Raw genomic sequence first — 24,853 nt, forward strand, 5'->3', positions numbered from 1 at the left:
GCGTGCCTCAGCTGAAAGAGCGATGCCCCATGGACATGCACAGCCCCTATGCGCGTGGTGAACGCATCGAACGCGTCATCGCCCACCACGCCGAGCGCACTCCCGAAGCGATCGCCCTCCGCCAGGGCGACAGCGCCTTCACATATGCGCAACTGCGGCAGCAGGCCGCCACCATGGCAGAGGGGCTGCACGCCGCGGGGGTGCGGCATGGAGACTGCGTCCCCGTACGCATGGAACGCTCGCCGGAGTTGGTCGTGGCGCTCCTGGCCGTCCTCGAGGCCGGGGCGACCTACATCGCCGTCGACACCGCCTGGCCCGCGGCCCGCACCGACCTGGTCATCCAGCGCTCCGGCGCGTCAGTGGTGGTGTCGCAGGACAACTTCGCACGCTTCGCGGCCGGCGCGGCCGAGGCCGTCCGGATACGCCCCTTCGAGGACGGCTCCGACGCGGCGTGCGTCTTCTTCACCTCGGGCTCCACCGGGCAGCCCAAAGGCGTGATGTCACCGCACCGCGGCACCATCCGCACCCTGGTCGACTGCCCGTCCATTCCCCTGGACGCCGACAGCGTGTTCCTGCAGTCGGCGCCCCTGCCCTGGGACGGGATGTCGCTGGAGTTGTGGGCTCCGCTGTTGAACGGCGGCTGCTGCGTCCTGCTCGACCGGGACCATCCCACCGTGGACGCGGCCACCCTGCGTGACCTGGTGGCGGGCGGGGTGAACAGCCTGTGGCTGACCAGTTCGCTGTTCAATGTGCTCACGGAGGAGGACGCCGAGGTCTTCCGCGGCATCCGGTTGCTGCTCGTCGGCGGCGAACGCGTCTCGCCGGCGCATGTCCGCCGGGTCCTCACGGCCTTCCCCACCCTGCACATCGTGAACGGCTACGGACCCGCGGAAAGCACGATCTTCGCCACCACACACGTCGTGCGCGCCCAGGACACCGACGAGACGGCCACCGAAATCCCCATCGGCCGGCCGGTGCCCCGAACCGGCGTGGTCCTGGTGAACTCGTCAGGAGGCCGCACGAGCCCGGGCGACATCGGAGAGATCGCCATCTCGGGCGACGGCCTGGCCCTGCGCTACCTGGCGGACCCCGAAGCCACGGCGAAGGCCTTCTTCGACCTGGACGGCGTCCGCCACTACCGCACGGGAGACCTGGCCGTCCTCGACGAGGAAGGCAACTACCGCTACCGGGGCCGCGCCGACCGCGAGTTCAAGATCCGTGGCGTGCGCATCGCCCCCGGAGAGGTCGAGAAGGCCTTGGAAGCACACCCGGACATCGCCACGAGTTGCGTGCTGCGCATGGAGACCACACCCGGGCGGCCCGAGCTCGCCTGCGCCTACACCACGCTCGACGGCGCACCCCTCGACCCGCGGGAACTGCGCGGCTTCGCGGCCCGTACGCTGCTCGACGCGATGGTGCCGACCCGCCAACTCCACCTGCGGCAACTACCGCTGAGCGCCACCGGCAAGGCCGATCACGCGGCCGTTCGCGTCCTGCTCGAACAGGACGCCGCTCCGGCACCTGCCTCCGCCGCCCCCGTCACGGACTCTTCCGGCTCGGCCGCCCACCAGTTGCTCGCCGAGATCGGAGAACTCCTCGGCCGACCGGGGACCGCACCGCACGAGGATCTCTTCCACGCCGGGCTCACCTCCCTGGACGCGGTGCGACTCGCCTCCCGGATCAGCTCCCGCACCGGAGCTCACATAACGGCGGCCGATGTGTACCGGCAACGGACCCTCGACAGGCTGCTGACCTTGAGCGGCGACCGGGAACGATCGGCGGACGCCGGCCCGGGATCGCTGGGCGCCGGCCACGGCGACGCACCTCTGTCACGGGCCCAGAAACGGTTCTGGCTGTCCGAGGAGTTCACCGCCGGCGACGCCGACAACGTGATCGTGCTCGCCTACGCCTTGACGGGCCCCCTGGACACCCGGCGGTTCGAGGCGGCCCTCGGCAGGCTGGTCGCGCGGCACGCGGTGCTGCGGACCGTGTACCCCTACGAAGGCACCGGAGCGGTACAGCGCATCCTGCCGGCGGACGTCACCACCGTGCCCCTGGAACACACGACCGCCCCGCACCACACGGACGGGGACGATCTGCGAGAGCTCGCCGAAGAGATCTCCGCGGACTGGTGGGGCCGGCCCACGGATCTGGAGAAGGAGCCGTCGCTACGACTACGGCTGTGCCGCGTGGACGAGCAGACCCATCTGTTCTGTGTGCGCGTGCACCACCTGGCCTTCGACGGCTGGTCGGAAACCCTGTTCATGGAAGACCTCGCCGCTGCCATGACACCGGACGTACCACTGGCCGAGCCACCGCGCGTCACCTACGCCGGGTTCAGCAGGTGGGAGCAGGACCGACTCGGCTCCTGGCTCGAGCACGATCTGCCGTACTGGCAGAAGGTCCTCAGGGAGCCGCCGCGCCCCTTCCTGCCGAGGCCCTCCGAGGACACCCAGGCCCGCCGCGTCGAATCCGTCCTGCGGGTCGCCCCCGAGGTCGTCACCCGGCTGACACGCGCGGCGGACGCGTTCGGCGGCCCACCGGTGGCCGCGCTGCTGGCCGCGGCCGGCCGGTCTCTGTCCCAGGTGTTCGGCGTGGCTGACCTGTGCCTGGGCACCGTGTCGACCGGACGCCACGACCCTGAGCTGGAGCCGATCGTCGGCTGCTTCGTCAACTCCCTGCCGATTCCGCTGACAGCCGTACCCGCACAAGGTGCCGCGGAGCTCCTGACCACCTGCGCCCGGGCCGTCGCGTCGGCGTTCCAGCACGCGCGCACGCCGTTCGACGAGCTGGTCCGGTCCTTGCAGCCCAAGCGGGACCGGCACCCGTGGTTCCAGACCTGGGTGATCTTGCAGCGCGAGCCGCCACGTGTGCGCCTGTGCGAAGGGGTGCACGCGGAACCGCTGCGCGTCCGTCCGCCTCACACCGGTTTCGAGCTGCTGATCGAGGCTGTACCGCAACCCGATGGCGCCTGGGAACTGCTGTTGAGCAGACGAGCGGACGGGATGTCCGACGCTCAAGCCGAGGAGCTGCTCAAACACCTTGGGACCGTCCTGAGCGAGCTGTCCACTGCCGTCTGACGCGCACATGGCCCGCCTGCCGCAGCCCTGAGAGCTTCCTCACAGGCCAGGAGGCGGGCAGGCTGTGTGATGTCTCACAATGATCACGACAACGAGAAACGGGCCTCTGCCGGTGACTTCCGTCACCGGCAGAGACCCGTTTCATCGGTTCTCACTGTGCGCGAGGGGGGAGTTGAACCCCCACGCCCTTGCGGGCACTGGAACCTGAATCCAGCGCGTCTGCCTATTCCGCCACCCGCGCATTTGGGTGTGTCCTGGGCTCCTGCCCCTTGCGGGCCCGGCGCCTTCCGACACCCAGAACATTAGCACGCAGGACGGGGTGGGTTCACATCCCTTGTCCCCGCAGGCAGACCCGCCCCCGAACCTTCGATGCCCTGGCCACGTATCAACACGCACTGCTTCACGTATCAACCTCGTACCGGTACCCCTTGTCTCCCCAGGAGGCGGTCCGGGTCCACAGCCCGGTGCGGGACACTGGTCTACGGCCGCCTCTACGATCCTTGGCAGGAGTACGCGAGGCGGTGAAGCGCAGCGGTACCACCGGAAGAGTTCGAAGAAGAGCTCCACAGGGAACTTCGTCAGGCGTCGACACCCGTCGGCCGCACTGACAGGGGGAACCAGCCGATCGACCGGCGCGTGGATACGATCAGTAAGCAGTACCAGCAGTACCCGGCAAGCGGCCCGCAGGGCAGTACACAGGACGGCAGCCAAGGAGGAGGTGCCCCATGGGAGTCCTGAAGAAGTTCGAGCAACGTCTCGAAGGTCTGGTCAACGGCACCTTTGCCAAGGTGTTCAAGTCCGAGGTCCAGCCCGTGGAGATCGCGGGAGCGCTCCAGCGCGAGTGCGACAACAACGCCACCATCTGGAACCGCGACCGGACGGTCGTGCCCAACGACTTCATCGTCGAGCTGAGCACACCCGACTTCGAGCGGCTCAGCCCTTACTCCGGCCAGCTCGGCGACGAGCTCGCCGGCATGGTGCGCGACTACGCCAAGCAGCAGCGCTACACCTTCATGGGCGCCATCAAGGTCCATCTGGAGAAGGCGGACGACCTCGACACCGGTCTCTACCGGGTGCGCAGCCGTACGCTCGCCTCCTCCAGCAGCCAGCAGGACGGCCCGGGAGGCGGCGCCGCCGCGCCCGCCGCCCCGCAGGGCGGACGCGCCGGCGGTGGCTACGGCTACCCGCCGGCCGCCGGATCGCCCTCGGGCGCCCCGCCCATGCCGTCCGCGCCGCCCCCCGGCGGCCGCCCCGGCGGGGGGTACGGCTACCCGCAGCCCGCGAGCGGCCAGCGTCCTCCGGCCGCCCCGGCGGCCGGAGGACGTACCCGCCACTGGATCGAGATCAACGGCACCCGCCACCAGATCTCCCGCGCGACGCTCGTGATGGGCCGCAGCACCGACGCCGACGTGCGGATCGACGACCCCGGCGTCTCCCGCCGGCACTGCGAGATCCGGACCGGAACGCCCTCGACGATCCAGGATCTCGGATCCACCAACGGCATCGTGGTGGACGGGCAGCACACCACCCGCGCTACGCTCCGCGACGGCTCGCGGATCGTCGTGGGCAGCACCACCATCATTTACCGGCAAGCCGAAGGGTGAAGCGGGGGCAATGTCAGAGCTGACCCTCACGGTCATGCGGCTGGGTTTCCTGGCCGTACTGTGGCTGTTCGTGATCGTGGCCGTGCAGGTCATCCGCAGCGACCTGTTCGGTACGCGTGTCACGCAGCGCGGATCGCGCCGCGAGGCCGGCCGGCAACAGCAGGCCGCCCGCCAGGCGCCACCGCAGCAGCGCCAGCAGTCCGCAGGCGGACGACGCGGCCGTAACGCACCCACCAAGCTGGTCGTGACCGAGGGCACCCTCACCGGCACGACGGTCGCGCTCCAGGGCCAGACCATCAGCCTGGGCCGGGCGCACGACTCGACGATCGTGCTGGACGACGACTACGCGTCCAGCCGTCATGCCAGGATCTACCCGGACCGCGACGGCCAGTGGATCGTCGAGGACCTCGGCTCCACCAACGGCACGTACCTGGACCGGAACCGGCTGACGACTCCCACACCGATTGCGCTGGGCGCGCCGATCCGCATCGGCAAGACCGTCATCGAGCTGCGGAAGTAGTGCTACACCAATGAATGAGTGCGAGCGGAGCGAGCACGCGGTGGCGGGCCTCCCGGGCCCCCGCGCGCTCCCGACCGGAGGGTGGGCAGTGTGGCTCGACACGACCGGCTGTACCCGGAGCCGACAGGCGAGGTGCGCATGAGTCTGTCACTGCGCTTCGCCGCCGGATCGCACAAGGGGATGATCCGGGAGGGCAACGAGGACTCCGGTTACGCCGGCCCGCGCCTGCTCGCCATCGCCGACGGCATGGGCGGCGCCGCGGCCGGTGAGGTCGCCTCCTCCGAGGCGATCTCCACCATCGTCGCGCTCGACGACGACGTCCCCGGCTCCGACGTCCTCACCTCGCTCGGCACGGCCGTCCAGCGCGCCAACGACCAGCTGCGCTCCATGGTCGAGGAGGACCCCCAGCTGGAGGGCATGGGGACCACCCTGACCGCCCTGCTCTGGACGGGCCAGCGACTCGGCCTCGTGCACGTCGGCGACTCCCGCGCCTACCTCCTGCGCGACGGCGTCCTGACGCAGATCACACAGGACCACACCTGGGTGCAGCGCCTGGTCGACGAGGGCCGCATCACCGAGGAAGAGGCCACGACCCACCCGCAGCGCTCGCTGCTGATGCGCGCGCTCGGCTCCGGCGACCACGTCGAGCCGGACCTGTCCATCCGCGAGGTCCGCGCCGGCGACCGCTACCTGATCTGCTCCGACGGCCTGTCCGGCGTGGTGTCCCACCAGACCCTGGAGGACACCCTCGCCAGCTACCAGGGCCCCCAGGACACCGTCCAGAACCTGATCGAGCTGGCACTGCGCGGCGGCGGCCCGGACAACATCACCGTGATCGTCGCCGACGTCCTCGACCTGGACACCGGCGACACCCTCGCGGGGCAGCTCTCCGACACCCCGGTCGTGGTCGGCGCCGTCGCCGAGAACCAGCACCAGCTGCACGACAACGGCATCATGCAGACCCCCGCCGGCCGCGCCTCCGGCCTCGGCCGCCAGGGGCACGGGCACGGCGGCGGAGGCGAGTTCGGCCCGCCCGGCTCCGGCGACACCACCGGCTACATCCCGGCGAACGGCCTGGACTACGGCGACGACGACTTCGTCAAGCCGCGCCGCAAGGGCCGCTGGCTGAAGAGATCCTTCTACGGCGCCCTCGCGCTGGCCATCATCGGCGGCGGACTGTACGGCGGCTGGCGCTGGACACAGACGCAGTACTACGTCGGCGCCGAGGACGAGCACGTCGCGCTGTACCGGGGCATCAGCCAGGACCTGGCCTGGGTGTCGCTGTCGAAGATCGAGAAGGACCACCCCGAGATCGAACTCAAGTACCTGCCGCCCTACCAGCAGAAGCTGGTCGAGGCGACCATCGCCGAGGGCGGCCTGAAGAACGCCCAGTCGAAGATCCAGGAACTGTCCGTGCAGGCCTCCGCGTGCAAGAAGGAAGCGCAGCGGCGCGACGCCGAGAGCCGGACCAACTCCAAGACCGGCGAAGGCGAGGCCGGGGGCACCACGGGAACCACTCCCGCCTCCTTCACGTCCAAGGCCACACCGACGCCGAACCCGTCGAACCCGTCGGGCTCGCCGTCGGCGCCTGAGAAGTCCACGCCCCCGTCCACGACCGCACCTACTCCCAGCCCCGGCCCCAGCCTCTCGGAGGAAGAGCAGAAGGTCGTCTCGCTGTGCGGTAAGCAGTAGGCAAGCCGTGAGAGGCCCTGTCACACGATGAGCAGTACGAATACGTCGAACTCGCCGACGCACCACACGTCCACGATCGGCGCGATCGGTGCGCCGAGCCGGCGCAACACCGAGCTCGCGCTGCTGGTGTTCGCCGTCGTCATCCCGGTCTTCGCCTACCTCAACGTCGGGCTGGCCCTCAACGACGAGGTACCCGCCGGCCTGCTGAGCTACGGGCTGGGGCTCGGCCTGCTGGCCGGCGTCGGGCATCTCGTCGTACGGAAGTTCGCGCCGTACGCGGACCCGCTGATGCTGCCACTGGCCACGCTGCTGAACGGCATCGGCCTGGTCGTCATCTGGCGGCTGGACCAGTCGAAGAAGCTGCAGGCGTCCAACACGTTCGTCGAGGCGGCTCCCCGCCAGCTGCTGTACTCCGCGATGGGCGTCGCCCTGCTGGTGGCCGTGGTGGTCTTCCTCAAGGACCACCGGGTCCTGCAGCGCTACACGTACATCTCCATGGCCGGAGCGCTGTTCCTGCTGGTCCTGCCGCTCGTGCCCGGCCTCGGCGCGGACGTCTACGGCGCCAAGATCTGGATCAAGATCCCCGGCCTCGGCACGCTCCAGCCCGGTGAGTTCGCGAAGATCGCCCTCGCGGTCTTCTTCGCCGGCTACCTCATGGTCAAGCGGGACGCCCTGGCCCTGGCCAGCCGCCGCTTCATGGGCCTGTACCTGCCGCGTGGCCGCGACCTGGGTCCGATCCTGGTCGTCTGGGTGATGTCGATCCTCATCCTGGTCTTCGAGACCGACCTCGGTACGTCCCTGCTGTTCTTCGGGATGTTCGTCATCATGCTGTACGTCGCCACCGAGCGGACCAGCTGGATCGTCTTCGGTCTGCTGATGTCCGCGGTCGGCGCCGTCGGTGTGGCGAGCTTCGAGCCGCACATCCAGACCCGTGTGCAGGCCTGGCTCAACCCGATGCGCGAGTTCGAGCTCAGCCGCGCCGGCGTCCAGGACGGCATCGTCCACTCCGAGCAGGCCATGCAGGCCCTGTGGGCCTTCGGCTCCGGCGGCACCCTCGGCACCGGCCTCGGACAGGGCAACTCCGACCTCATCGGCTTCGCCGCCAACTCCGACTTCATCCTCGCCACCTTCGGCGAGGAACTGGGCCTGGCGGGCGTCATGGCGATCCTGCTGATCTACGGCCTGATCATCGAGCGGGGCGTGCGCACCTCGCTCGCGGCCCGCGACCCGTTCGGCAAGCTGCTGGCCATCGGCCTGTCCGGCGCCTTCGGCCTCCAGGTCTTCGTCGTGGCCGGCGGTGTGATGGGCCTCATCCCGCTCACCGGTATGACGCTGCCGTTCGTCGCCTACGGCGGATCCTCCGTGATCGCCAACTGGGCCCTGATCGGCATCCTGCTCCGCATCAGCGACACCGCACGCCGCCCGGCCCCCGCCCCGGCAAGCAACCCCGACGCCGAGATGACCCAGGTGGTCCGCCCGTCATGAACAAGCCCCTGCGCCGGATCGCGATCTTCTGCGGTCTCCTCGTCCTCGCCCTGCTGATCCGCGACAACTGGATCCAGTACGTCCAGGCCGACGAACTCCGCACCAACAAGAACAACCGCCGCGTGACCATCGAGCGGTACGCCTCGCCGCGCGGCGACATCATCGTCGACGGCAAGCCGATCACCGGCTCCAAGGAAACGTCGGGCAGCGACTTCAAGTTCAAGCGCACCTACAAGGACGGCGCGATGTGGGCGCCGGTCACCGGCTACGCCTCACAGGCCTTCGGTGCCACGCAGCTGGAGAACATCGAGGACGGCATCCTCACCGGCAACGACGACCGGCTGTTCTTCCGCAACACCCTCGACATGCTCACGGGCAAGAAGCAAGAGGGCGGCAACGTCGTCACCACGCTGAACGGCGCCGCGCAGAAGGCCGCGTACAACGGTCTGAAGAAGCAGGGCGCCAAGGGAGCGGTGGTGGCTCTGGAGCCGTCCACCGGCAAGATCCTGGCGCTGTCCTCCTACCCGTCGTACGACCCGTCGTCCTTCGCCGGGAACTCCACGACCACGGACACCAAGGCCTGGCAGAAGCTGGAGAAGAAGAACAACCCCGACGACCCGACGCTCAACCGGGCGCTGCGCGAGACCTACCCGCCGGGTTCCACCTTCAAGGTGCTCACCGCGGCCGCCGCGCTGGAGGACGGGCTGTACTCGGAGGCGGACCAGAAGACGGAGACGCCGCTGCCGTGGACCATGCCGGGGACCACGACCCCGCTGAAGAACGAGGGGAACATCCCCTGCAAGAACGCGACCCTGCGGGTGGCGCTCCAGTACTCCTGCAACACCGTCTTCGGCAAGATCGGCTCCGACCTCGGCAACGAGAAGATGCTGGCCATGGCCAAGAAGTTCGGCTTCACCGAGGAGCAGTTCACCCCGGTCCGTTCCAACGCCTCGGTCTTCTCCGACGACATGAACCCGTCGGAGACCGCGCTGTCGTCGATCGGCCAGTTCAACACCGCCTCGACCCCGCTGCAGATGGCCATGGTCGCCTCGGCCGTCGCCAACGACGGCAAGCTCATGAAGCCGTACATGGTCGACGAGCTCCAGGCCCGCAGCGTCGACACCATCGAGAAGACCGAGCCGGAAGAGCTCAGCCAGCCGATGTCCTCGGAGAACGCCCAGATCCTCCAGTCGATGATGGAGACGGTCGTCGACAAGGGCACCGGCGCCAACGCCAAGATCGACGGCGTCAAGGTGGGCGGCAAGACCGGTACCGCCCAGCACGGTGTCGACAACAGCGAGAACCCCTACGCGTGGTTCATCTCCTACGCCAAGGACAGCGACGGCGGCGCACCGGTGGCCGTGGCGGTCGTGATCGAGGACGACAACGCCGTCCGTGACGACATCTCCGGCGGCGGCCTCGCGGCGCCGATCGCGAGGAACGTGATGGAGGCGGTCATCAACAGCAAGAAGTGACCCCGCTCACGTCTGCTTCACATCGGTGCACGTTGCGATACCGGTCCTGTATCGGCTGACGGGCTTGGCCAGGTCACACAAAGCGAGCCGGGTACGGTAGGCCCGGACGGCAGCCTCCGACCGTACAAGATTTCCGGTCGGGAACGACGGAGAGGGCTGGTAGGTAGCTATGGAAGAGCCGCGTCGCCTCGGCGGCCGGTACGAACTGGGCCAGGTGCTCGGGCGTGGTGGCATGGCGGAGGTCTACCTCGCGCATGACACCCGCCTCGGCCGCACCGTGGCGGTGAAGACGCTGCGCGCTGATCTCGCGCGCGACCCTTCCTTCCAGGCCCGGTTCCGCCGGGAGGCCCAGTCGGCCGCCTCGCTCAACCATCCCGCGATCGTCGCGGTCTACGACACGGGCGAGGACTACATCGACAACGTGTCGATCCCGTACATCGTCATGGAGTACGTGGACGGCTCGACGCTCCGTGAGCTTCTGCACTCCGGCCGCAAGCTGCTGCCGGAGCGGACGCTGGAGATGACCATCGGCATCCTCCAGGCCCTGGAGTACTCGCACAGAGCCGGCATCGTCCACCGCGACATCAAGCCGGCCAACGTCATGCTGACGCGCAACGGCCAGGTCAAGGTCATGGACTTCGGCATCGCCCGCGCCATGGGCGACTCCGGCATGACGATGACCCAGACCTCGGCCGTCATCGGCACCGCCCAGTACCTCTCCCCGGAGCAGGCGAAGGGCGAGCAGGTCGACGCGCGCTCCGACCTCTACTCGACCGGCTGTCTGCTCTACGAGCTGCTGACGGTCCGTCCGCCGTTCGTGGGCGACTCCCCGGTCGCGGTCGCGTACCAGCACGTACGGGAAGAGCCCCAGTCCCCGTCGGTCTTCGATCCCGAGATCACGCCCGAGATGGACGCGATCGTCCTGAAGGCCCTCGTCAAGGACCCCGACTACCGGTACCAGTCGGCCGACGAGATGCGCGCCGACATCGAGGCCTGCCTCGACGGCCAGCCGGTCGCGGCCACGGCCGCGATGGGCTCGGTGGGCTACGGCGGCTACCCCGACGACCAGCCGACGACGGCCCTGCGCGCGGACTCCGGCGCGGGCGCCACGTCGATGATGCCCCCTGTGGGCCCGGACGACGGCTACGGCTACGACGACCGCCCCGACCGGCGCCGCGGACAGCAGCGCAAGTCCAACACCTCCACGATCCTGCTGGTGGCGGCGGGCATCCTGGTGCTGGTGGGCGCGATCCTGATCGGGCGCTGGGCGTTCAGCGGCAACGGGGTCGGCAACGAATCGGTCGACACGCCGAACTTCGTCGGCGAAACGGTGACCGACGCCAAGAGACTGGCGAAGAACAGCGACCTCAAGGTGACCACCACCAACAAGCCCTGCGAGAACCAGAGCAAGGGCAAGGTCTGCGACCAGGACCCGCAGGCCGGGACGAGCGTCAAGAAGAACGACACCATCTCCCTGACCGTGTCGACCGGGGCGCCGAAGGTGGCCGTGCCGAGTGTCGTCGGCAAGATCATCGACGACGCCAGGGCGACGCTGGAGGGCGACAAGTACAAGTTCAAGGTCGAGACGAAGCCGCAGGAGTCCCCGGAGGACCCCGGCACCGTTCTCGAGCAGAACCCGGACCTGGGCGATGAGGTGGAGAAGGGATCCACGATCACCCTCACCATCGCCAAGGCAGAGGCGAAGTCCACCGTCCCGGACGTCCTCGGCCAGAGCTGTGACCAGGCCAAGGCGCAGATGACGGCCAACGACCTGGTCGGCAACTGCACCGAGGTCGACACCCAGGACGACAACCAGGTCGGCAAGGTCATCCAGACCACGCCGCAGTCCGGCTCGTCCGTCGACAAGAACTCGTCGGTCAACATCCAGATCGGCAAGAAGGAACAGCAGAAGGTGCGCGTGCCTCAGGTCGTCGGCCAGACGGTCGGCCAGGCCAAGCAGACGCTCGCGGCGGCCGGCTTCACGAACATCCAGTTCGCGGGCGGCAGCGACCAGAGCGACACCGCCCTCGTCGCCGGCCAGGACCCCCAGGGCAACCAGGAGGTCGACGACCCGGCGGCCACGACGGTCACCCTTCAGACCGTCGGCGTCGGAGGCGGCAACAACAACGGCGGCAACGGCAACGGCGGCATCTTCGGCGGCCTCAACGGCCGCAGCGAAGACGACTGATCGCGCCACCTGCGGAAGGCGCCCCAACACCCTTGGTGTTGGGGCGCCTTCGTGTCTGCCGGGTTATGATCACGCCATGATCGCGTCTTGAACGCGACATGACCACATGGGGGTAATCATCAAAAAGCGAATCGTGGCCGCCCTGGGGGCTGCCTGCGCCCTGACCTTCCTCGCCTCGGGGACGGCGAACGCCGGGACGAACAGCGGCTTCGTCGAGACGACGGACTGGGACCCGGGCGGCAAGGGCGCTTTCGGCCATGACGGGGACTGCCTGACCGTCTACGACGACCAGAGCGACGGCTACGCCGTCGAGATCCACCTCTTCAGGATGAGCGACTACAAGACGATCGCCCAGCTGAAGACGAAGCAGCCCGCCCTGACGCACGAGTACCAGTGCTTCGGGAGCAAGGTGCCCGAGAACATCAAGGTCGGCGTGCGCGTCTCGCTCATCAAGAGCGGCGACAAGTTCAGCGGCTTCAAGTACAACCTCACCACCTGAACCACGGTGGAATGACGAGCAGATGAAGGGGGCTTGCCCGCAGGTCATGCGGGCAAGCCCCCTTCGGCTTGTCCAGGTCGTTCCGGGTGCGCCTCGCAGATTCGTACGCCCATCGATCGTGTCTTCACATTTCATGACTCGTTCACCGGGTGGGGTGGGGAATCGGATCCCCACTCCGGCCGTACGAGTCGAAGGACAAGACGTGATCAACGAAGTGGCTCTGCTGGAATCGCAGACTCTGCGCGGCAGCGTGCTCGCCCGCACGGACGTACTCGACCGAGTCAAGGCTCTGTCGCTGCTGCCGGACGGGATGCATGTGACGACTGCGATGGTGGCGTCGTACTTCGAAGTCGGTCTCGAAGCCATCAAGTCACTGCTCAAGGACCACCGAACCGAGCTGGAGGCCAACGGCTACTGTCTGCTGACCGGCGAAGAACTGAGGTCCTTCAAGAACCTCAGTGGGATCCAGTCCCGCACCCGCTCCCTCGCGCTCTTCTCCCGCCGCGCCGTCCTCAACATCGCCATGCTGCTCCGCGACAGCGAAGTCGCACGTCAGGTGCGTGTGTACCTCCTCGACATGGAGTACCTGGCACGCACACAGCCTGTGGAAAACCCTGCCCCCACCGACACCGCCTCCCTCGACGACCGCATCGACCAGCGCATCACCCACATCCTGGGCAAGACCGTCGTCCCCATGTTCAACGCCCTCATCGAAACCTCCGGCGAGCACCGGCGAGAGCTCATCGCCCTACGGGCAGGAGTCCAGCGCATCGAGAAGCGGCTCCGTCAGCACAACACCCGGCTGCAGCGACTGGAAAGCCCCCGAGAAGACCGTCCCCTCGCCGGAGTCATGGCCGCCATGGACGCCATGAACGGGCGCGAGTTCGAAGAACACGTCGCCGGGCTGCTGCGCCGCGACGGCTGCACACATGTCGTCGTCCAAGGCGGCGGAAGGGACCGCGGCATCGACATCACCGCGCTCACGGCCGACAGGCGGCGCATCGTCGTCCAGTGCAAGAGGTTCGCACCCCACCTCTCCATCACCAGCCCCGACCTCCAGAAGTTCGTCGGAGCCGCCAAGGTCCTGCACGACTCCGAGGTGGCCCTGTACGTGGCGACATGCCCCTTCACCCGCGACGCCCTGAACATCGCGGCCGAGAGCGGCATCACCGCCGTACATCGTGGGCTGCTGGAAGAATGGAGCGCCGGCGCGAGCCTCAGCATCCTGGAGTGACGACCGGACCACGACAAAAGGCCCGAAGCCGCAAAGAAAGGTTGCGGCTTCGGGCCTCCGTCATGCTAGCGAACGACCTCCCCGTGAGAAGGCAGTCAGCCCAGTTCCTCCGGCGGCGTCCGGTCCGAGTCCACCTTCTCGACCCGCTCCAGCTCACCCCACACGACGTACCGGTACGTGCTCGTGTACACCGGCGTGCAGGTCGTCAGGGTGATGTAGTGGCCCGGCTTCTTCTTCCCCGATTCCTTCGGGACCTCGGACAGGACCTTGACGTTGTACTTCGAGGTCTCGGGAAGGATGTCGTAGACCTTGTAGACGAACCACTTGTCCTTCGTCTCGAAGACGATCGGGTCGCCCTTCTTGATCTTGTCGATGTTGTGGAACCGGGCACCGTGGCCGTCACGATGGGCCGCGAGGGAGAAGTTGCCGTTCTTCCCCGACATCGGCAGCGCCGACTTGACCGGGTCGGTGTAGTAGCCGGCGACCCCGTCGTTGAGGATCTTGTTCGACGTGCCCTTCTCGACCAGGACCTCGCCGTTCTTCATCGCCGGCACATGCAGGAACCCGATGCCGTTCTTGGTGTCCAGCACACCCGGACCGCCCCGCCCGTGAGCCCAGTCGTCACGGACCTTGTCGGCCTGCTTGCCGGCCGCGCGGTCGGCGACGACGTTCGTCCACCACAACGAGTAGGCGACGAACAGCCCGAGGACCAGGCCCGCGGTGATGAGGAGTTCGCCGAAGACACTGACCGCTATGGCGATCGGTCCGGGCCGGCGGCGTGCCGCGGCCGGCCGTGACGCGGGCGCGCCGATGTGCTCTTCGTGGTCCGTGTCGGTGGTCGCTGCCACTGGTTCATCTGCCCTTAACTGACGAGCGCATCCGGCTTGCCCTTGCTGCGCGGCCGTTCCTCGACCATCTTGCCCCAGACGATCATCCGGTACTTGCTGGTGAACTCCGGCGTGCACGTGGTCAGCGTGATGTAACGGCCGGGCCCGGTGAATCCCGACCCGGTGGGCACGGGCTTCAGGACGCTCGTGTTGCTCGGCGGGGTCACCGGCAGGATCGACGCCATCTTGTAGACGAAGTACTCGTCCTGCGTCTCCACGACGATCGGATCACCCGGCGTGAGCCTGTTGATGTACCGGAACGGTTCTCCATGGGTGTTGCGGTGCCCCGCGAGCCCGAAGTTGCCGCTCTTGTCGCCCGGCATCGCGGTCTTCAGCGCGCCGTCCGCGTAGTGCCCGACCATGCCCCGGTCCAGGACACCCTTGTTGCTGGTGCCCTCGGCGATCGGCACGACCACGTCCAGCTTCGGGATGTGCAGGATGGCGAAGCCCTGCCCCGGCTCGAAGGCCCCCGGCTTGCGCTTGCCGCTCGCCCAGTCGTCCTGCAGGCTGCTGGCCTCGCTGCCCGCCTGCGCATGCGCCCGCACGTTCGTCCACCACAGCTGGTAGGTGACGAACAGCAGCATCAGCACACCGGTCGTGATGAACACCTCGCCGATCGCCCGGCTGGCGACGACCGCCGCGCCCGGCTTGCGCGCCTTCGCCTGCCGCCGCGCCTCCACCCGTGACAGCGGCGCCCGCCGACCCTCCCGAGCCGACTCCTCCTGAGCCGACTCCTCCTGAGCCGGGCGAGCGTCCGGAGCGCCGCCATGGCGCCCGTGACGGCGCTTGGCTGCCTTTCTGCGGGCCGCACGGCCACCGTGGGCCGGTCCGTCCTGCCGCGAGGCGGAGGAGCCCGGAGAGGCCGCCAGGGAGTCACCGGCCGCGGGCGGCGGATCCGGTATCCGCAACGCCACCGTCTCCTCGTCGACCGGAGGCAGGTACGGCTCCTCAGGAAGAGGCTCATACGACGCCGCGTACGGATCCGGCCCCGGCTCCGGCATGTACGGCTGCGACTGCGGGCCGGGCTGCGGTTCCGGCTGCGGGGAAGCACCGTACGCCCCAGAGCCCGACCAGTCCTCGAACGCACCCGGCGCCCCGTACGACTGCTGCCCGTACGAGGTGTCGGACTTACGCTCGGGGCGCAGCGCGGTCACGCCGAGGCCCTGCCCACCACCGGGGCGAGCCCGGCCGACCTCGCCACCGCGCCCTGGTCGCCGCACTCCACCAGCCAGTTGGCCAGCATCCGGTGCCCGTGCTCGGTCAGCACCGACTCCGGGTGGAACTGCACACCCTCGACCGGCAGTTCCCGGTGCCTCAGGCCCATCACTATGCCGTCGTGCGTCCGGGCCGTGACCTCCAGCTCGGCAGGGACCGTGGCCGGCTCGGCCGCCAGCGAGTGGTAACGCGTCGCCGTGAAGGGCGAGGGCAGACCCGCGAAGACGCCCTTGCCCGCGTGCTCCACCGGCGAGGTCTTCCCGTGCAGCAGCTCGGGCGCACGGTCCACGACACCGCCGTACGCCACCTGCATCGACTGCATACCGAGGCAGACACCGAAGACCGGGACACCCGTGGCGGCGCAGTGCCGGACCATGTCCACACAGACGCCCGCCTGCTCCGGAGTACCGGGACCCGGGGAGAGCAGAACACCGTCGAAGCCGTCCTGCGCGTGCGCCGTCGACACCTCGTCGTTGCGCAGGACCTCGCACTCGGCACCCAGCTGGTACAGGTACTGGACCAGGTTGAAGACGAAGCTGTCGTAGTTGTCGACGACGAGAATGCGCGCGCTCACTGGTTGTCCACCGTCACATCGTTGAAGGGCAGCAGCGGTTCCGCCCACGGGAAGACGAACTGGAAGAGGACGTAGACCACGGCCACGACCAGGGCGAGTGAGATCAGCGCCTTCACCCACGTGTTCCCCGGCAGATGCCGCCAGACCCAGCCGTACATGCCGTCCCTTCCGTCGTACCACGGCACCAGACCCACGCCGTACAGCCACCAGACTAACGGCGCAACGCCTCAGGTTTCCCGGCCTCCACAGGCTGGGTGGAGTCCAGGTGCGCCCAGACGATCAGACGATGACTGTGACCCCATTCCGGTTCGCACGTCGTCAGCGTCAGATACCGGCCCGGACCCGTGTACCCGGAAGTACGTGGAACAGGGTCGATCACCTCGATGTCCGAGGGCACTGTTTTGTACGGGCCTTTGTCGATCCGATACGTGAACCATGTCGCGCCGTCGGTCACCACCACCGCATCGCCGCGCCGCAGCCTGGGAAAGTCCTTGAAGGGGTCGCCGTAGGTGCGGCGATGGCCGGCAACCGCGAAGTTCCCCTTCTGCCCCAGCTGAGCGGTGTCCGCGTAGTGCCCGAGACCCTTCTTCAGGGTGCCGGTCGCGGTGCCCTCGAGCACCGGCTTGTTCCACGTGAAACCAAGACGCGGGATGTACATGATCGCGAAAGGCCTGCCCTTGGCGTAGGGCGCCGGCCTCTGCGGACTCGCAGGGGAGCCCTCGGCCGACGGACGAGGCTTCGACCACTCCCGCTGCAGCAGCTCGATCTGGTCGTCCATGACATGGTCGGCCTTCACACCCGTCCAGAACAGCACATAGACGACAAACAGCACGATCACGCTGCCGACGGTGATGCACAGTTCGCTGACGGTCCTGACGATCACGCGCACCGGCAGCTCCCCCGGCCTCGCTCCTACTGCTCCACGGGCTTCGCGTAGTGCAGATCCACTGTGCCCGAGTAGCCGGGAAGAGTCACCGGCCCGTTCTCCTCGACTTTCCAGCCGAGCCCGTAGACATTGACGTAGACCATGTAGTTCTGGATCGCCGGAGACGCCGCGAGCGACCTCTGCAGCTTGCCCGGGTCACCCACCGCCGTGATCTTGTACGGCGGCGAGTAGACGCGGCCCTGGAGGATCAGGGTGTTGCCCACACAGCGCACCGCACTCGTGGAGATCAGCCGCTGGTCCATGACCTTGATGCCCTTGGCCCCGCCCTGCCACAGCGCGTTCACCACGGCCTGAAGGTCCTGCTGGTGGATCACCAGGAAGTCGGGCTGCGGCTCGGGATAGCCGGGCAGCTTGGCGGTGGCGTCCGGCGGGGCGTCATTCAGGGTGACCGTCAGCGAATCGCCCTTGAGCCTCTGGGTGCCCGCGCGCTGCTCCAGGGCGGCGAGCTTGTCGTCCTCCGCCTTGGTGCTGCCGTCGTCGCGCTCGGCGAGCGCCTCTATGTCCTTGCGCAGGGTGCCGTTGGTCTCGTCCAGCTCGCCGTTCTCACGGCTGCGCTCATGGATGAGGTCGGACAGCTTCAGCAGGGAGCTGTCCGTTCGGATGTTGGTGCCCTTGGCGGTGTTGAAGCTGGTGAAGAAGATCAGACCCGCGAGAGCGAAGACGGCCGCCGTGAGGATTCGCACGGGCCGGAAGCGGCGCGCGCGCTCAGGGGTGGATCCCGTCCCGGGGGAGTCGGCAGAATTGCTCAACGTACCCTTATCTCCTTCGGCGCCACGGAAGCACTACGCTAACGGACGACCGGGGGAGCACTCAGAGTCCCCTTACGCTGCCCCGAGCCAGACCCAGATCCCTGCGCGGCCACGCAGCGCATCGACAGGAGAGACCCTCGTGCCGAAGTCACGTATCCGCAAGAAGGCCGACTACACGCCGCCGCCGGCGAAGCAGGCAACGGCCATCAAGCTGACCAACCGTTCCTGGGTCGCGCCCGTCATGCTGGCCATGTTCCTCGTGGGCCTGGCCTGGATCGTCGTCTTCTACGTCACCGACGGCTCGCTGCCCATCGACTCCCTGGGCAACTGGAACATCGTGGTCGGCTTCGGCTTCATCGCCGCCGGATTCGGTGTCTCCACCCAGTGGAAGTAGCGGTCGCCAAACGGTGAACGCAGCTCTGCCCAGGGCTGTTCGCTGAGTTATCCACAGCAGTTATCCACAGGTGGAAAAGAAAAGACGATCTGTGGATAACTCATTGAGTGTTGACGCCGGTACGACGGAAGTACCGCAGCTCGAAAACATGTTCGCCCCCTGCCTGACCTGCGGAAACGCAGGTCGGTGACAGGGGGCACATGTGTTCCCGCACCGTGTGCACAAGATTCGCCACCCGCTGTGGACAACATCACGCTCAGCTGAGCTGCGCCGTCCTCAGGAGGGTCAGCAGGACGACCACGCCGAGGACCAGCGCGCAGGTGCCGTACTGGACCAGTGCGCGGCGCGCGCGAGGGGCGTGGACCATGGCGTAGCCGACGACGACACCCGCGACGAGGCCGCCGATGTGGGCCTGCCAGGAGATGTTGAAGCCCGGGCTGAAGGTGAAGATCAGGTTGATCACCAGCAGCGCGATGATCGGCCGCATGTCGTAGTTCTGCCGGCGCATCAGCACGGCCGTGGCGCCGAAGAGGCCGAAGATCGCGCCGGAGGCGCCCAGCGTGGCCGTGGTCGGGGAGGCCAGCAGATAGGCCAGGGCGCTGCCCGCGAGGCCCGAGACCATGTAGAGCGCGAGATAGCGGACACGGCCGAGGGCTGCTTCGAGCGGGCCGCCTAGCCACCACAGGCTGAGCATGTTGAACGCGATGTGCCAGATCTCCTGGTGCGTGAACATCGAGGTCACCATGCGGTACCACTCGCCTCCCGCCACGCCCTGGGTGGGTGTGAAGGGTGCCGGCGGCCAGGCGCCGAGCAGGACGATGTCGGTGAGGATCGACTCGCGGACCTGGACGGCGATGAACACCGCCAGGTTGATACCGATGAGGATCTTGGTCAGCAGGCGGGGGTCGGAGGCGATCGCGCCGCCGGCGATCGTCCGGGGCATGGCGGCGGTGGGTGCGTGGCCTGTGCCGGAGCCGCTGCGGACGCACTCGGGGCACTGGAATCCGACGGAGGCGTTGACCATGCACTCGGGGCAGATCGGGCGCTCGCAGCGGGTGCAGCGGATGCCGGTCTCGCGGTCCGGGTGGCGGTAGCACATGGGGACGCTGTGGGCGTCCTGCGGGCTGCCCGCGGCCTGGTCGTCCATGAGATCCCCTATGTCGTGGAAGCCGTGGGTCTGTGGTGGAGGCCGTGGGTCGTGAAGGCCGTGGTGGGAAAAGCCCCGCCCCGCTCATCCTTACGGACGAGCGGGGCGATTGGTTCCCCTGTGGGGGCCTTCGTGCTCAGCGGGTCTCGATGACGACCGACTCGATGATCACGTCGTTGACCGGGCGGTCGGTGCGCGGGTTCGTCTGGATCGTGGCGATGGTGTCCACGACCTTCTGGCTCGCCGCGTCGGTGACCTCGCCGAAGATGGTGTGCTTGCGGTTCAGCCATGCCGTCGGGGAGACGGTGACGAAGAACTGCGAGCCGTTGGTGCCCGGGCCGGCGTTGGCCATGGCCAGCAGGTAGGGCTTGTCGAAGCGCAGGTCCGGGTGGAACTCGTCCTCGAACTGGTAGCCGGGACCGCCGGTGCCGTTGCCCAGCGGGTCACCGCCCTGGATCATGAAGCCACTGATCACCCGGTGGAAGACCGTACCGTCGTAGAGCCTGTCCGTGGACTTCTTCCCGGTCTCGGGGTGAGTCCACTCCCGCTCGCCCTGGGCGAGCTCGACGAAGTTCTTGACCGTCTTGGGGGCGTGGTTCGGCAGAAGCCGGACTTCGATGTCGCCGTGGTTGGTCTTCAGGGTGGCGTAGAGCTGCTCAGCCACGATCCTGCCTTCCGTTGTCTTTCCGTGACTCCCTGATCCTCGCACGGACGGGGCTCCACGTCGCCTGACCTCCGTTCGCCTGGGGGAAACAGGGCCGATCGGTTGCGGAAAACCGGTCGAGTCGTCCCGGGGCGGGGGCGCGGGGCGGCGATCCGTGGCATTGTCGACGACAAGCTCCTGTTGCCCCCGGTTCATCCGCTATTGCACGTGATCTGCTTTCGACCTGAGATGGCCCGGGGCCGTTTCCCGTGACCCGGATGCCCGTCCGCGCATGCCTGGCGGCGCTCCCGGAGGCATGATCCGTAAAAGGGTGGAAAGTCGAAATACCGTACGCCACCGAGGAGGAGGAACCCGTGACCCGCATCGACAGCGTGCGCGCCGCGACCGGTTCGGCGAAGGACAGCGTGCTGCACGCCGCGGAAGTGGTGGCGCCCTACGCCGACACGGCCAAGGACAGGGCCACGCACTACGCACACGAGGCACGCGTACGGCTGGCGCCCAAGGTGACCCAGGCCGCCGGACAGGCACGTGTTCAGTACGGCGCCCATGTGCAGCCGTATCTGGAGCAGGCCCGTACGCATGTGCCGCCGAAGGTCGACCAGGCCGCCCACGACGCCGCCGTCCGCACGCGCAAGGCCGCAAAGCAGGCGGCGGAGTACTCACGGCCGAGGCTTGAGCAGGCGATGGCCGCGGCCGGGCCCGTCACGACGGAGGCCGCGGCCCGGAGTGTGGCCGCGATGGCCGCGCTGCGTGGTCAGGTCTCGTCGAAGGAGATCCAGAAGCTGGTGCGCAAGCAGGAGCGGCGGGCGAGGGCCGGCCGTGCTGTGAAGACGCTGGCGATTCTGGGTGCTCTCGCCGGTGGTGCCTTCGCCGCCTGGAAGTGGTGGGACAAGCAGGCCAATCCGGACTGGCTGGTGGAGCCGCCTGCCGCGACGGAGGTGCCCGAGTCGGGTCGGCTGTCCTCTGTGGACGGTAGCGGCCAGTCGGTCCTGGACCCGGAGGTCCAGGCCAAGCAGGCGGAGGAAGAGGCCGCTCAGCGCGACGACCGTTCCTGACGGCCGCCGGGGCAGCCGCACGGCGGGGCGGGAGACTCGGGGTTTGGCTTGGAGAGCCGGCCGCGGGGTCTCCCGCCCCGCCGTGCTGTTTCACGTGAAACAAGCTCAGACTTTGCGTACCTTCCACACCACTTCCGCCGGCCACTTCTCGGCCCAGTTCCGGTCGAGGGCTTCTTTGAAGTAGGTGGCGCCGCCGGCCGGGGCGGTGGGTTCCACCAGTCGTTCGATGGAGAATCCGCAGTCCCGGAACATGTCGATCCACTGGGCGTAGGTGGAGTGGAAGACGACGACGTCGCCGCCGTACTGCATCCGGGCGTCGCCGTAGGGGTTCGCGAGGCGCTCGCCGACCGTGCCGCTCTGGTGGTCGAAGCACATCTGCAGGAGCGGGGAGTAGGTGCACAGGCCGAGGATGCCGCCGGGGCGGAGCACGCGGTGGGCTTCCTGGAGCAGGCGCCCGGGTGGGGAGAAGTCGAACGCGCCGTGGTCGCAGAAGGCCGCGTCGAAGACTTCTGAGCGGAACGGCAGGCGCTCCGCCGCGGCTTGGACGAAGCCCGCGGCTTCGTCGCCGGGGGTACGGGAGAGCTGGGCGGCGGAGAGTTCGACGCCGTAGGCCTGGTAGCCGGCGCGGGCGAAGCCGGTGGTGTCGTGTCCGATGCCGCAGCCGAGGTCGATGATCCGGGAGCCGGCCGGGAGGTCGTCGGTGAAGATCTTGAGGTCGCTCTCGGGCAGGTGCCAGATGCCCCAGGAGGGGTGCCGGTCGGCGTCGAAGTGTTCGGGGTGGGCGTCGTGGTAGAGCTCGCTGTTGGAGTCCCAGTACTGCTCGTTGACCTTGAGGTAATTGATCTTTGCCATCGCTTGTCCTCAGTCTGGCGGGGGTTCGCACAGCGACAGGTCGGCCCAGCCGGACGGTGGGCTGACGTAGTTCTTCACGCGGAGCCGGGTGGCCGACCTGAGCCGTCCGAACGGGCAGACTTCGCCGGTCGCGCTCAGCAGTTGTTCGGCCTGGGCGCAGTGGGCGAGCCGGTCCTGGAGGTCGTCCGCGGCGAGGGCCCGGTGCACGAGGTCCTTGAAGGCGGAGGTGGGTCCGCCGGGGAGCCGGTCTGCTGGGCGGCGGGTGAAGGGGAGCAGGAGGGCAGCCGGGTCGGGCCAGGGTGAGGCCATGAGCACGAGGCGGAAGTCTTCGCGGTGTGTGGTGTGGAGCTCGGTGAGATAGGCCCGGTAGTCGATGGCCTCGGGCCGGAGGGTGAGTCCGGTGTTCTGCCCTATCTGGTCGGTGAGGATGCGGGCCGTCTCCCGGTTCGGTGAGAAGTCCGGGAAGACCAGGCGGGCGGGGGTGCGCCCGGCCGTCGGGAACAGTTCGTGTGCCGGGCGGGCGGGTGCGGTGGGGCGGTGGGGGTTCCACAGGCCGGTGAGGGAGTCGAGCGGGGTGAGGGCGCCGTGCAGTCTGCGGGACAGGTCCTGCCGGTCGAGGGCGGCCGCGACGGCCTCCTTCTGTTCTGCGGCCATGCTGGTCGGTGGCAGGAGGGCGACGGCGATGTCGAGGTCGTCGACCTGGAGGTCCGGGTGGTCGGCGCGGTGGGCCCATCGGGGCACGGGGAACGTCGTCGGGCAGGTGATGTCGATGGCTCTTCGGTCGTAGAGGCGCTGGCCGTGTTCGGCGCCGGAGGACAGGACGTAGGTGACGTCGGGCCAGGGGCCGGTGGCTCGCAGGCGGATTTCGCCGGGTGGGCTGTCGGCCGGGGTGTAGGCGCCGCTGGTGACGGCCGGGTCGCTGTGCCGGGGGCCGAAGACGGGGTTGGCGAGGAGTGCGGGCAGGTTGCCGACGGGGTGGCGGGTGGTGAGCAGCAGCCGGTCGGGGTCGAGGGGCTGGATCTGCGAGATGAGCGACACGAGCCAGGCGAAGGGGCCGGCCTGCTTGGCGACTGCCGCGATGTGGCGGGCGATGTCGCGCGCGTGGATCGGCCGGCCGTCGGACCACTGCGCGCCGGGCCGCAGGGCGAGGTCCCAGCGCTTCTCGTCCAGGCGGAGCGGGTGGTGGAGCAGGCCTGGTGTCAGGGTGCGGTCGGGGCCTTCCGCGAAGAGCGGGCGGGTGAGTTGGCGCGTGATCGTCAGGGCGGTCCAGTCGTCGGCGGCGCCGTAGAGGCCCGACGGAATCAGGTCCGTTTCCACTCGGATCGGCTTGGACATGCCGCTTCCCCTTTGGCGCGATACTGCTGCGTTTTTGGCGCGAACCGTGCCGCTAGGGCGAGGTACAGCCACTCAAAGCATTGACCAGAGCATGCCGAGCGCCCGCTTATGAGGCCTGGTCGATGATATGACCGGTTTCGAAATCAATGATTTTCCGCGCGTCGTATTCGACGAGTTCGGTAATGCCCGCAAGGTGATGAATGATCGCGGCGGCCATCCAGGCACCGATGATGGTGTTGTTGGGGCCGAAGGAATAGCGCGTGCTCCGGAGGTTCCCGGCATCATTCTCCGGCGCGGCGTCGGCGCGCACCGGAAAGGCGAGCTGCTCCGGGGTGACAGTTGATTTTCCCGGGGCGAAGAGCGGTCCGTAGAAGCCCCGCTGCATGCCCACACCGCCGAATATGGAGGGCACATTCCGGCTCCAGGCCGTTGCGGCCACGGCATCGGAGATGCTGCCGATCGGCTGGTCGATGCACACGGCGACGACATCGACGTCCGCATGCGCTTCCAGGACTTCGCCGATTTCTGCGGACGATCGGACGAACCGGTCGACGAGCGAGATGTCGGCGTCCGGCACACGGTCCCTGATATAGGTGCGGGCCGCCTCCAGTTTGGGTTCTCCCACGGCTGCCACGGGGAAGGTGAACTGGCGGTTCAGGTTGTTCAGCTGGACCTTGTCGGCGTCGACGAGGACGAAGCGCCTGACGCCGGCTCCGATGAGGTGCTGGAGGATCACGCTGCCGGTGCCGCCGACGCCCATGACCATGACCTTGGCGCCGCAGATGCGGCGTTGTGCCTCGTCAGGGCGGTGTGTGTGCAGCGCCAGATGCCCCCACTGCCGGGCATGGACGCTGTCGTCGCCCGCGGGTCCCGAGGGCGACTCGATGAGAAGGCCGCGTTTCCTTAATGCTCCGACGAGGCCCGCGCATGCGGGATCATGGCGCGTCAGCGCTTCGAGGGCTTCGTTGTCGCAGCCGCCTTCGAGGGCTTCCAGCAGCCGGCTGACGGTGCCCTCGCCATCGTCGAGGACGTATTTCTTCTTCTCGCCCTGGAACGTCACCGTGCCGTCGGCCGATTCCAGTTGCCAGGCCGGGTTCAGCCATACACGCATAGCGCGCGAACACATCCTCGAAGCAGGAAGCGGATACCACTCAGGGATGCACGGAGCGGGGGGGGGGGGGGGGGGGGGGGGGGGGGGGGGGGGGGGGGGGGGGGGGGGGGGGGGGGGGGGGGGGGGGGGGGGGGGGGGGGGGGGGGG

At 68.3% G+C, this 24,853-nt stretch carries 22 protein-coding genes and 1 tRNA gene; 11 read left to right on the forward strand and 12 right to left on the reverse strand.

Annotation, left to right across the window (positions count from 1 at the left end):
- Positions 1–29: 29 nt before the first annotated feature.
- Positions 30–3,080 carry an amino acid adenylation domain-containing protein gene (locus ACZ6I3_RS31675; protein WP_469419286.1) on the forward strand — a complete coding sequence of 1,017 codons (3,051 nt, stop codon included), beginning with the start codon at positions 30–32 and terminating at the stop codon, positions 3,078–3,080.
- 157 nt (positions 3,081–3,237) lie between these two features.
- Here ACZ6I3_RS31675 and ACZ6I3_RS31680 read toward each other — a convergent pair.
- Positions 3,238–3,321, reverse strand: a tRNA-Leu gene (locus ACZ6I3_RS31680).
- 484 nt (positions 3,322–3,805) lie between these two features.
- Here ACZ6I3_RS31680 and ACZ6I3_RS31685 point away from each other — a divergent pair.
- The 8 genes from ACZ6I3_RS31685 to ACZ6I3_RS31720 all read left to right on the forward strand — a co-directional run bounded on the left by ACZ6I3_RS31685 (position 3,806) and on the right by ACZ6I3_RS31720 (position 13,777).
- A complete protein-coding gene (locus ACZ6I3_RS31685) occupies positions 3,806–4,684 on the forward strand; it encodes an FhaA domain-containing protein (RefSeq protein WP_469419288.1) in 879 nt (292 codons plus the stop codon).
- Between the two features lie 10 nt (positions 4,685–4,694).
- Positions 4,695–5,204 (forward strand): FHA domain-containing protein FhaB/FipA, encoded by a 510-nt coding sequence (locus ACZ6I3_RS31690; RefSeq protein ID WP_189727151.1) that lies wholly within the window; start codon positions 4,695–4,697, stop codon positions 5,202–5,204.
- A 138-nt stretch (positions 5,205–5,342) separates the two neighbouring features.
- A complete protein-coding gene (locus ACZ6I3_RS31695) occupies positions 5,343–6,896 on the forward strand; it encodes a Stp1/IreP family PP2C-type Ser/Thr phosphatase (protein ID WP_469419290.1) in 1,554 nt (517 codons plus the stop codon).
- 27 nt (positions 6,897–6,923) lie between these two features.
- Positions 6,924–8,381, forward strand: coding sequence for an FtsW/RodA/SpoVE family cell cycle protein (locus ACZ6I3_RS31700; protein ID WP_469419292.1), 1,458 nt, complete (start codon positions 6,924–6,926; stop codon positions 8,379–8,381).
- Positions 8,378–9,856, forward strand: coding sequence for a peptidoglycan D,D-transpeptidase FtsI family protein (locus ACZ6I3_RS31705; RefSeq protein WP_469419294.1), 1,479 nt, complete (start codon positions 8,378–8,380; stop codon positions 9,854–9,856). Before ACZ6I3_RS31700 ends, ACZ6I3_RS31705 begins: the two co-directional genes overlap by 4 nt.
- Positions 9,857–10,025: 169 nt before the next feature.
- A complete protein-coding gene (gene pknB, locus ACZ6I3_RS31710; RefSeq protein WP_469419296.1) occupies positions 10,026–12,044 on the forward strand; it encodes a Stk1 family PASTA domain-containing Ser/Thr kinase in 2,019 nt (672 codons plus the stop codon).
- Positions 12,045–12,177: 133 nt separating this feature from the next.
- On the forward strand, positions 12,178–12,543 hold the full coding sequence (locus ACZ6I3_RS31715; RefSeq protein WP_469419298.1) for a hypothetical protein: 366 nt from the start codon (positions 12,178–12,180) through the stop codon (positions 12,541–12,543).
- 202 nt (positions 12,544–12,745) lie between these two features.
- A complete protein-coding gene (locus ACZ6I3_RS31720) occupies positions 12,746–13,777 on the forward strand; it encodes a restriction endonuclease (RefSeq protein ID WP_469419300.1) in 1,032 nt (343 codons plus the stop codon).
- Between the two features lie 95 nt (positions 13,778–13,872).
- Here ACZ6I3_RS31720 and ACZ6I3_RS31725 read toward each other — a convergent pair whose 3' ends face one another.
- From ACZ6I3_RS31725 to ACZ6I3_RS31750, 6 genes are read right to left on the reverse strand one after another with little or no spacing between them, the layout of a single operon-like run.
- Positions 13,873–14,625, reverse strand: a complete 753-nt coding sequence (locus ACZ6I3_RS31725) for a class E sortase (RefSeq protein ID WP_469419302.1) — start codon at positions 14,623–14,625, stop codon at positions 13,873–13,875.
- Between the two features lie 14 nt (positions 14,626–14,639).
- Positions 14,640–15,818: a class E sortase gene (locus ACZ6I3_RS31730; RefSeq protein ID WP_469419304.1), complete on the reverse strand. Its 1,179-nt coding sequence runs from the start codon at positions 15,816–15,818 to the stop codon at positions 14,640–14,642.
- Entirely contained in the window at positions 15,815–16,453 is a 639-nt protein-coding gene (locus ACZ6I3_RS31735; protein WP_189727159.1) for an aminodeoxychorismate/anthranilate synthase component II, read from the reverse strand. The genes ACZ6I3_RS31730 and ACZ6I3_RS31735 overlap by 4 nt, the downstream gene beginning before the upstream one ends.
- A complete protein-coding gene (locus ACZ6I3_RS31740) occupies positions 16,450–16,647 on the reverse strand; it encodes a hypothetical protein (RefSeq protein WP_189727378.1) in 198 nt (65 codons plus the stop codon). The genes ACZ6I3_RS31735 and ACZ6I3_RS31740 overlap by 4 nt, the downstream gene beginning before the upstream one ends.
- 17 nt (positions 16,648–16,664) lie before the next feature.
- A complete protein-coding gene (locus ACZ6I3_RS31745; protein ID WP_469419307.1) occupies positions 16,665–17,342 on the reverse strand; it encodes a class E sortase in 678 nt (225 codons plus the stop codon).
- 23 nt (positions 17,343–17,365) lie between these two features.
- Positions 17,366–18,148, reverse strand: coding sequence for a DUF881 domain-containing protein (locus ACZ6I3_RS31750; protein ID WP_469419309.1), 783 nt, complete (start codon positions 18,146–18,148; stop codon positions 17,366–17,368).
- 139 nt (positions 18,149–18,287) lie between these two features.
- On the opposite strand from ACZ6I3_RS31750, the gene crgA reads away from it, so the two are divergent.
- Positions 18,288–18,542, forward strand: a complete 255-nt coding sequence (gene crgA, locus ACZ6I3_RS31755) for a cell division protein CrgA (RefSeq protein WP_399022117.1) — start codon at positions 18,288–18,290, stop codon at positions 18,540–18,542.
- Between the two features lie 256 nt (positions 18,543–18,798).
- Here crgA and ACZ6I3_RS31760 read toward each other — a convergent pair whose 3' ends face one another.
- Positions 18,799–19,689 carry a rhomboid family intramembrane serine protease gene (locus ACZ6I3_RS31760; protein ID WP_469419310.1) on the reverse strand — a complete coding sequence of 297 codons (891 nt, stop codon included), beginning with the start codon at positions 19,687–19,689 and terminating at the stop codon, positions 18,799–18,801.
- Between the two features lie 136 nt (positions 19,690–19,825).
- A complete protein-coding gene (locus ACZ6I3_RS31765) occupies positions 19,826–20,353 on the reverse strand; it encodes a peptidylprolyl isomerase (RefSeq protein ID WP_382839091.1) in 528 nt (175 codons plus the stop codon).
- A 353-nt stretch (positions 20,354–20,706) separates the two neighbouring features.
- Here ACZ6I3_RS31765 and ACZ6I3_RS31770 point away from each other — a divergent pair, with 353 nt between their 5' ends.
- Positions 20,707–21,408: a DUF5324 family protein gene (locus ACZ6I3_RS31770; protein ID WP_469419311.1), complete on the forward strand. Its 702-nt coding sequence runs from the start codon at positions 20,707–20,709 to the stop codon at positions 21,406–21,408.
- Between the two features lie 105 nt (positions 21,409–21,513).
- On the opposite strand, the gene ACZ6I3_RS31775 is transcribed toward ACZ6I3_RS31770, so the two are convergent.
- The 3 genes from ACZ6I3_RS31775 to ACZ6I3_RS31785 form a co-directional block, all read right to left on the reverse strand.
- Complete coding sequence (locus ACZ6I3_RS31775) at positions 21,514–22,260, reverse strand: class I SAM-dependent methyltransferase (protein ID WP_469419313.1); 747 nt, start codon at positions 22,258–22,260, stop codon at positions 21,514–21,516.
- A 9-nt stretch (positions 22,261–22,269) separates the two neighbouring features.
- On the reverse strand, positions 22,270–23,595 hold the full coding sequence (locus tag ACZ6I3_RS31780) for an ABC transporter substrate-binding protein (protein ID WP_469419315.1): 1,326 nt from the start codon (positions 23,593–23,595) through the stop codon (positions 22,270–22,272).
- Positions 23,596–23,701: 106 nt separating this feature from the next.
- The gene (locus ACZ6I3_RS31785) at positions 23,702–24,706 is read right to left on the reverse strand and encodes a HesA/MoeB/ThiF family protein (protein WP_469419316.1); all 1,005 of its coding nucleotides are present in this window, start codon (positions 24,704–24,706) and stop codon (positions 23,702–23,704) included.
- Positions 24,707–24,853 lie beyond the last annotated feature (147 nt).

Source organism: Streptomyces sp. NPDC041940 (genome assembly GCF_055589465.1).

Bases quoted from the DNA above. Each gene is read 5' to 3' on its own strand.
- ACZ6I3_RS31675 (WP_469419286.1), top strand. From the start codon at position 30: ATGGACATGCACAGCCCCTATGCGCGTGGTGAACGCATCGAACGCGTC.
- ACZ6I3_RS31685 (WP_469419288.1), top strand. From the start codon at position 3,806: ATGGGAGTCCTGAAGAAGTTCGAGCAACGTCTCGAAGGTCTGGTCAAC.
- ACZ6I3_RS31690 (WP_189727151.1), top strand. From the start codon at position 4,695: ATGTCAGAGCTGACCCTCACGGTCATGCGGCTGGGTTTCCTGGCCGTA.
- ACZ6I3_RS31695 (WP_469419290.1), top strand. From the start codon at position 5,343: ATGAGTCTGTCACTGCGCTTCGCCGCCGGATCGCACAAGGGGATGATC.
- ACZ6I3_RS31700 (WP_469419292.1), top strand. From the start codon at position 6,924: ATGAGCAGTACGAATACGTCGAACTCGCCGACGCACCACACGTCCACG.
- ACZ6I3_RS31705 (WP_469419294.1), top strand. From the start codon at position 8,378: ATGAACAAGCCCCTGCGCCGGATCGCGATCTTCTGCGGTCTCCTCGTC.
- pknB (WP_469419296.1), top strand. From the start codon at position 10,026: ATGGAAGAGCCGCGTCGCCTCGGCGGCCGGTACGAACTGGGCCAGGTG.
- ACZ6I3_RS31760 (WP_469419310.1), bottom strand. From the start codon at position 19,689: ATGGACGACCAGGCCGCGGGCAGCCCGCAGGACGCCCACAGCGTCCCC.
- ACZ6I3_RS31775 (WP_469419313.1), bottom strand. From the start codon at position 22,260: ATGGCAAAGATCAATTACCTCAAGGTCAACGAGCAGTACTGGGACTCC.
- ACZ6I3_RS31780 (WP_469419315.1), bottom strand. From the start codon at position 23,595: ATGTCCAAGCCGATCCGAGTGGAAACGGACCTGATTCCGTCGGGCCTC.
- ACZ6I3_RS31785 (WP_469419316.1), bottom strand. From the start codon at position 24,706: ATGCGTGTATGGCTGAACCCGGCCTGGCAACTGGAATCGGCCGACGGC.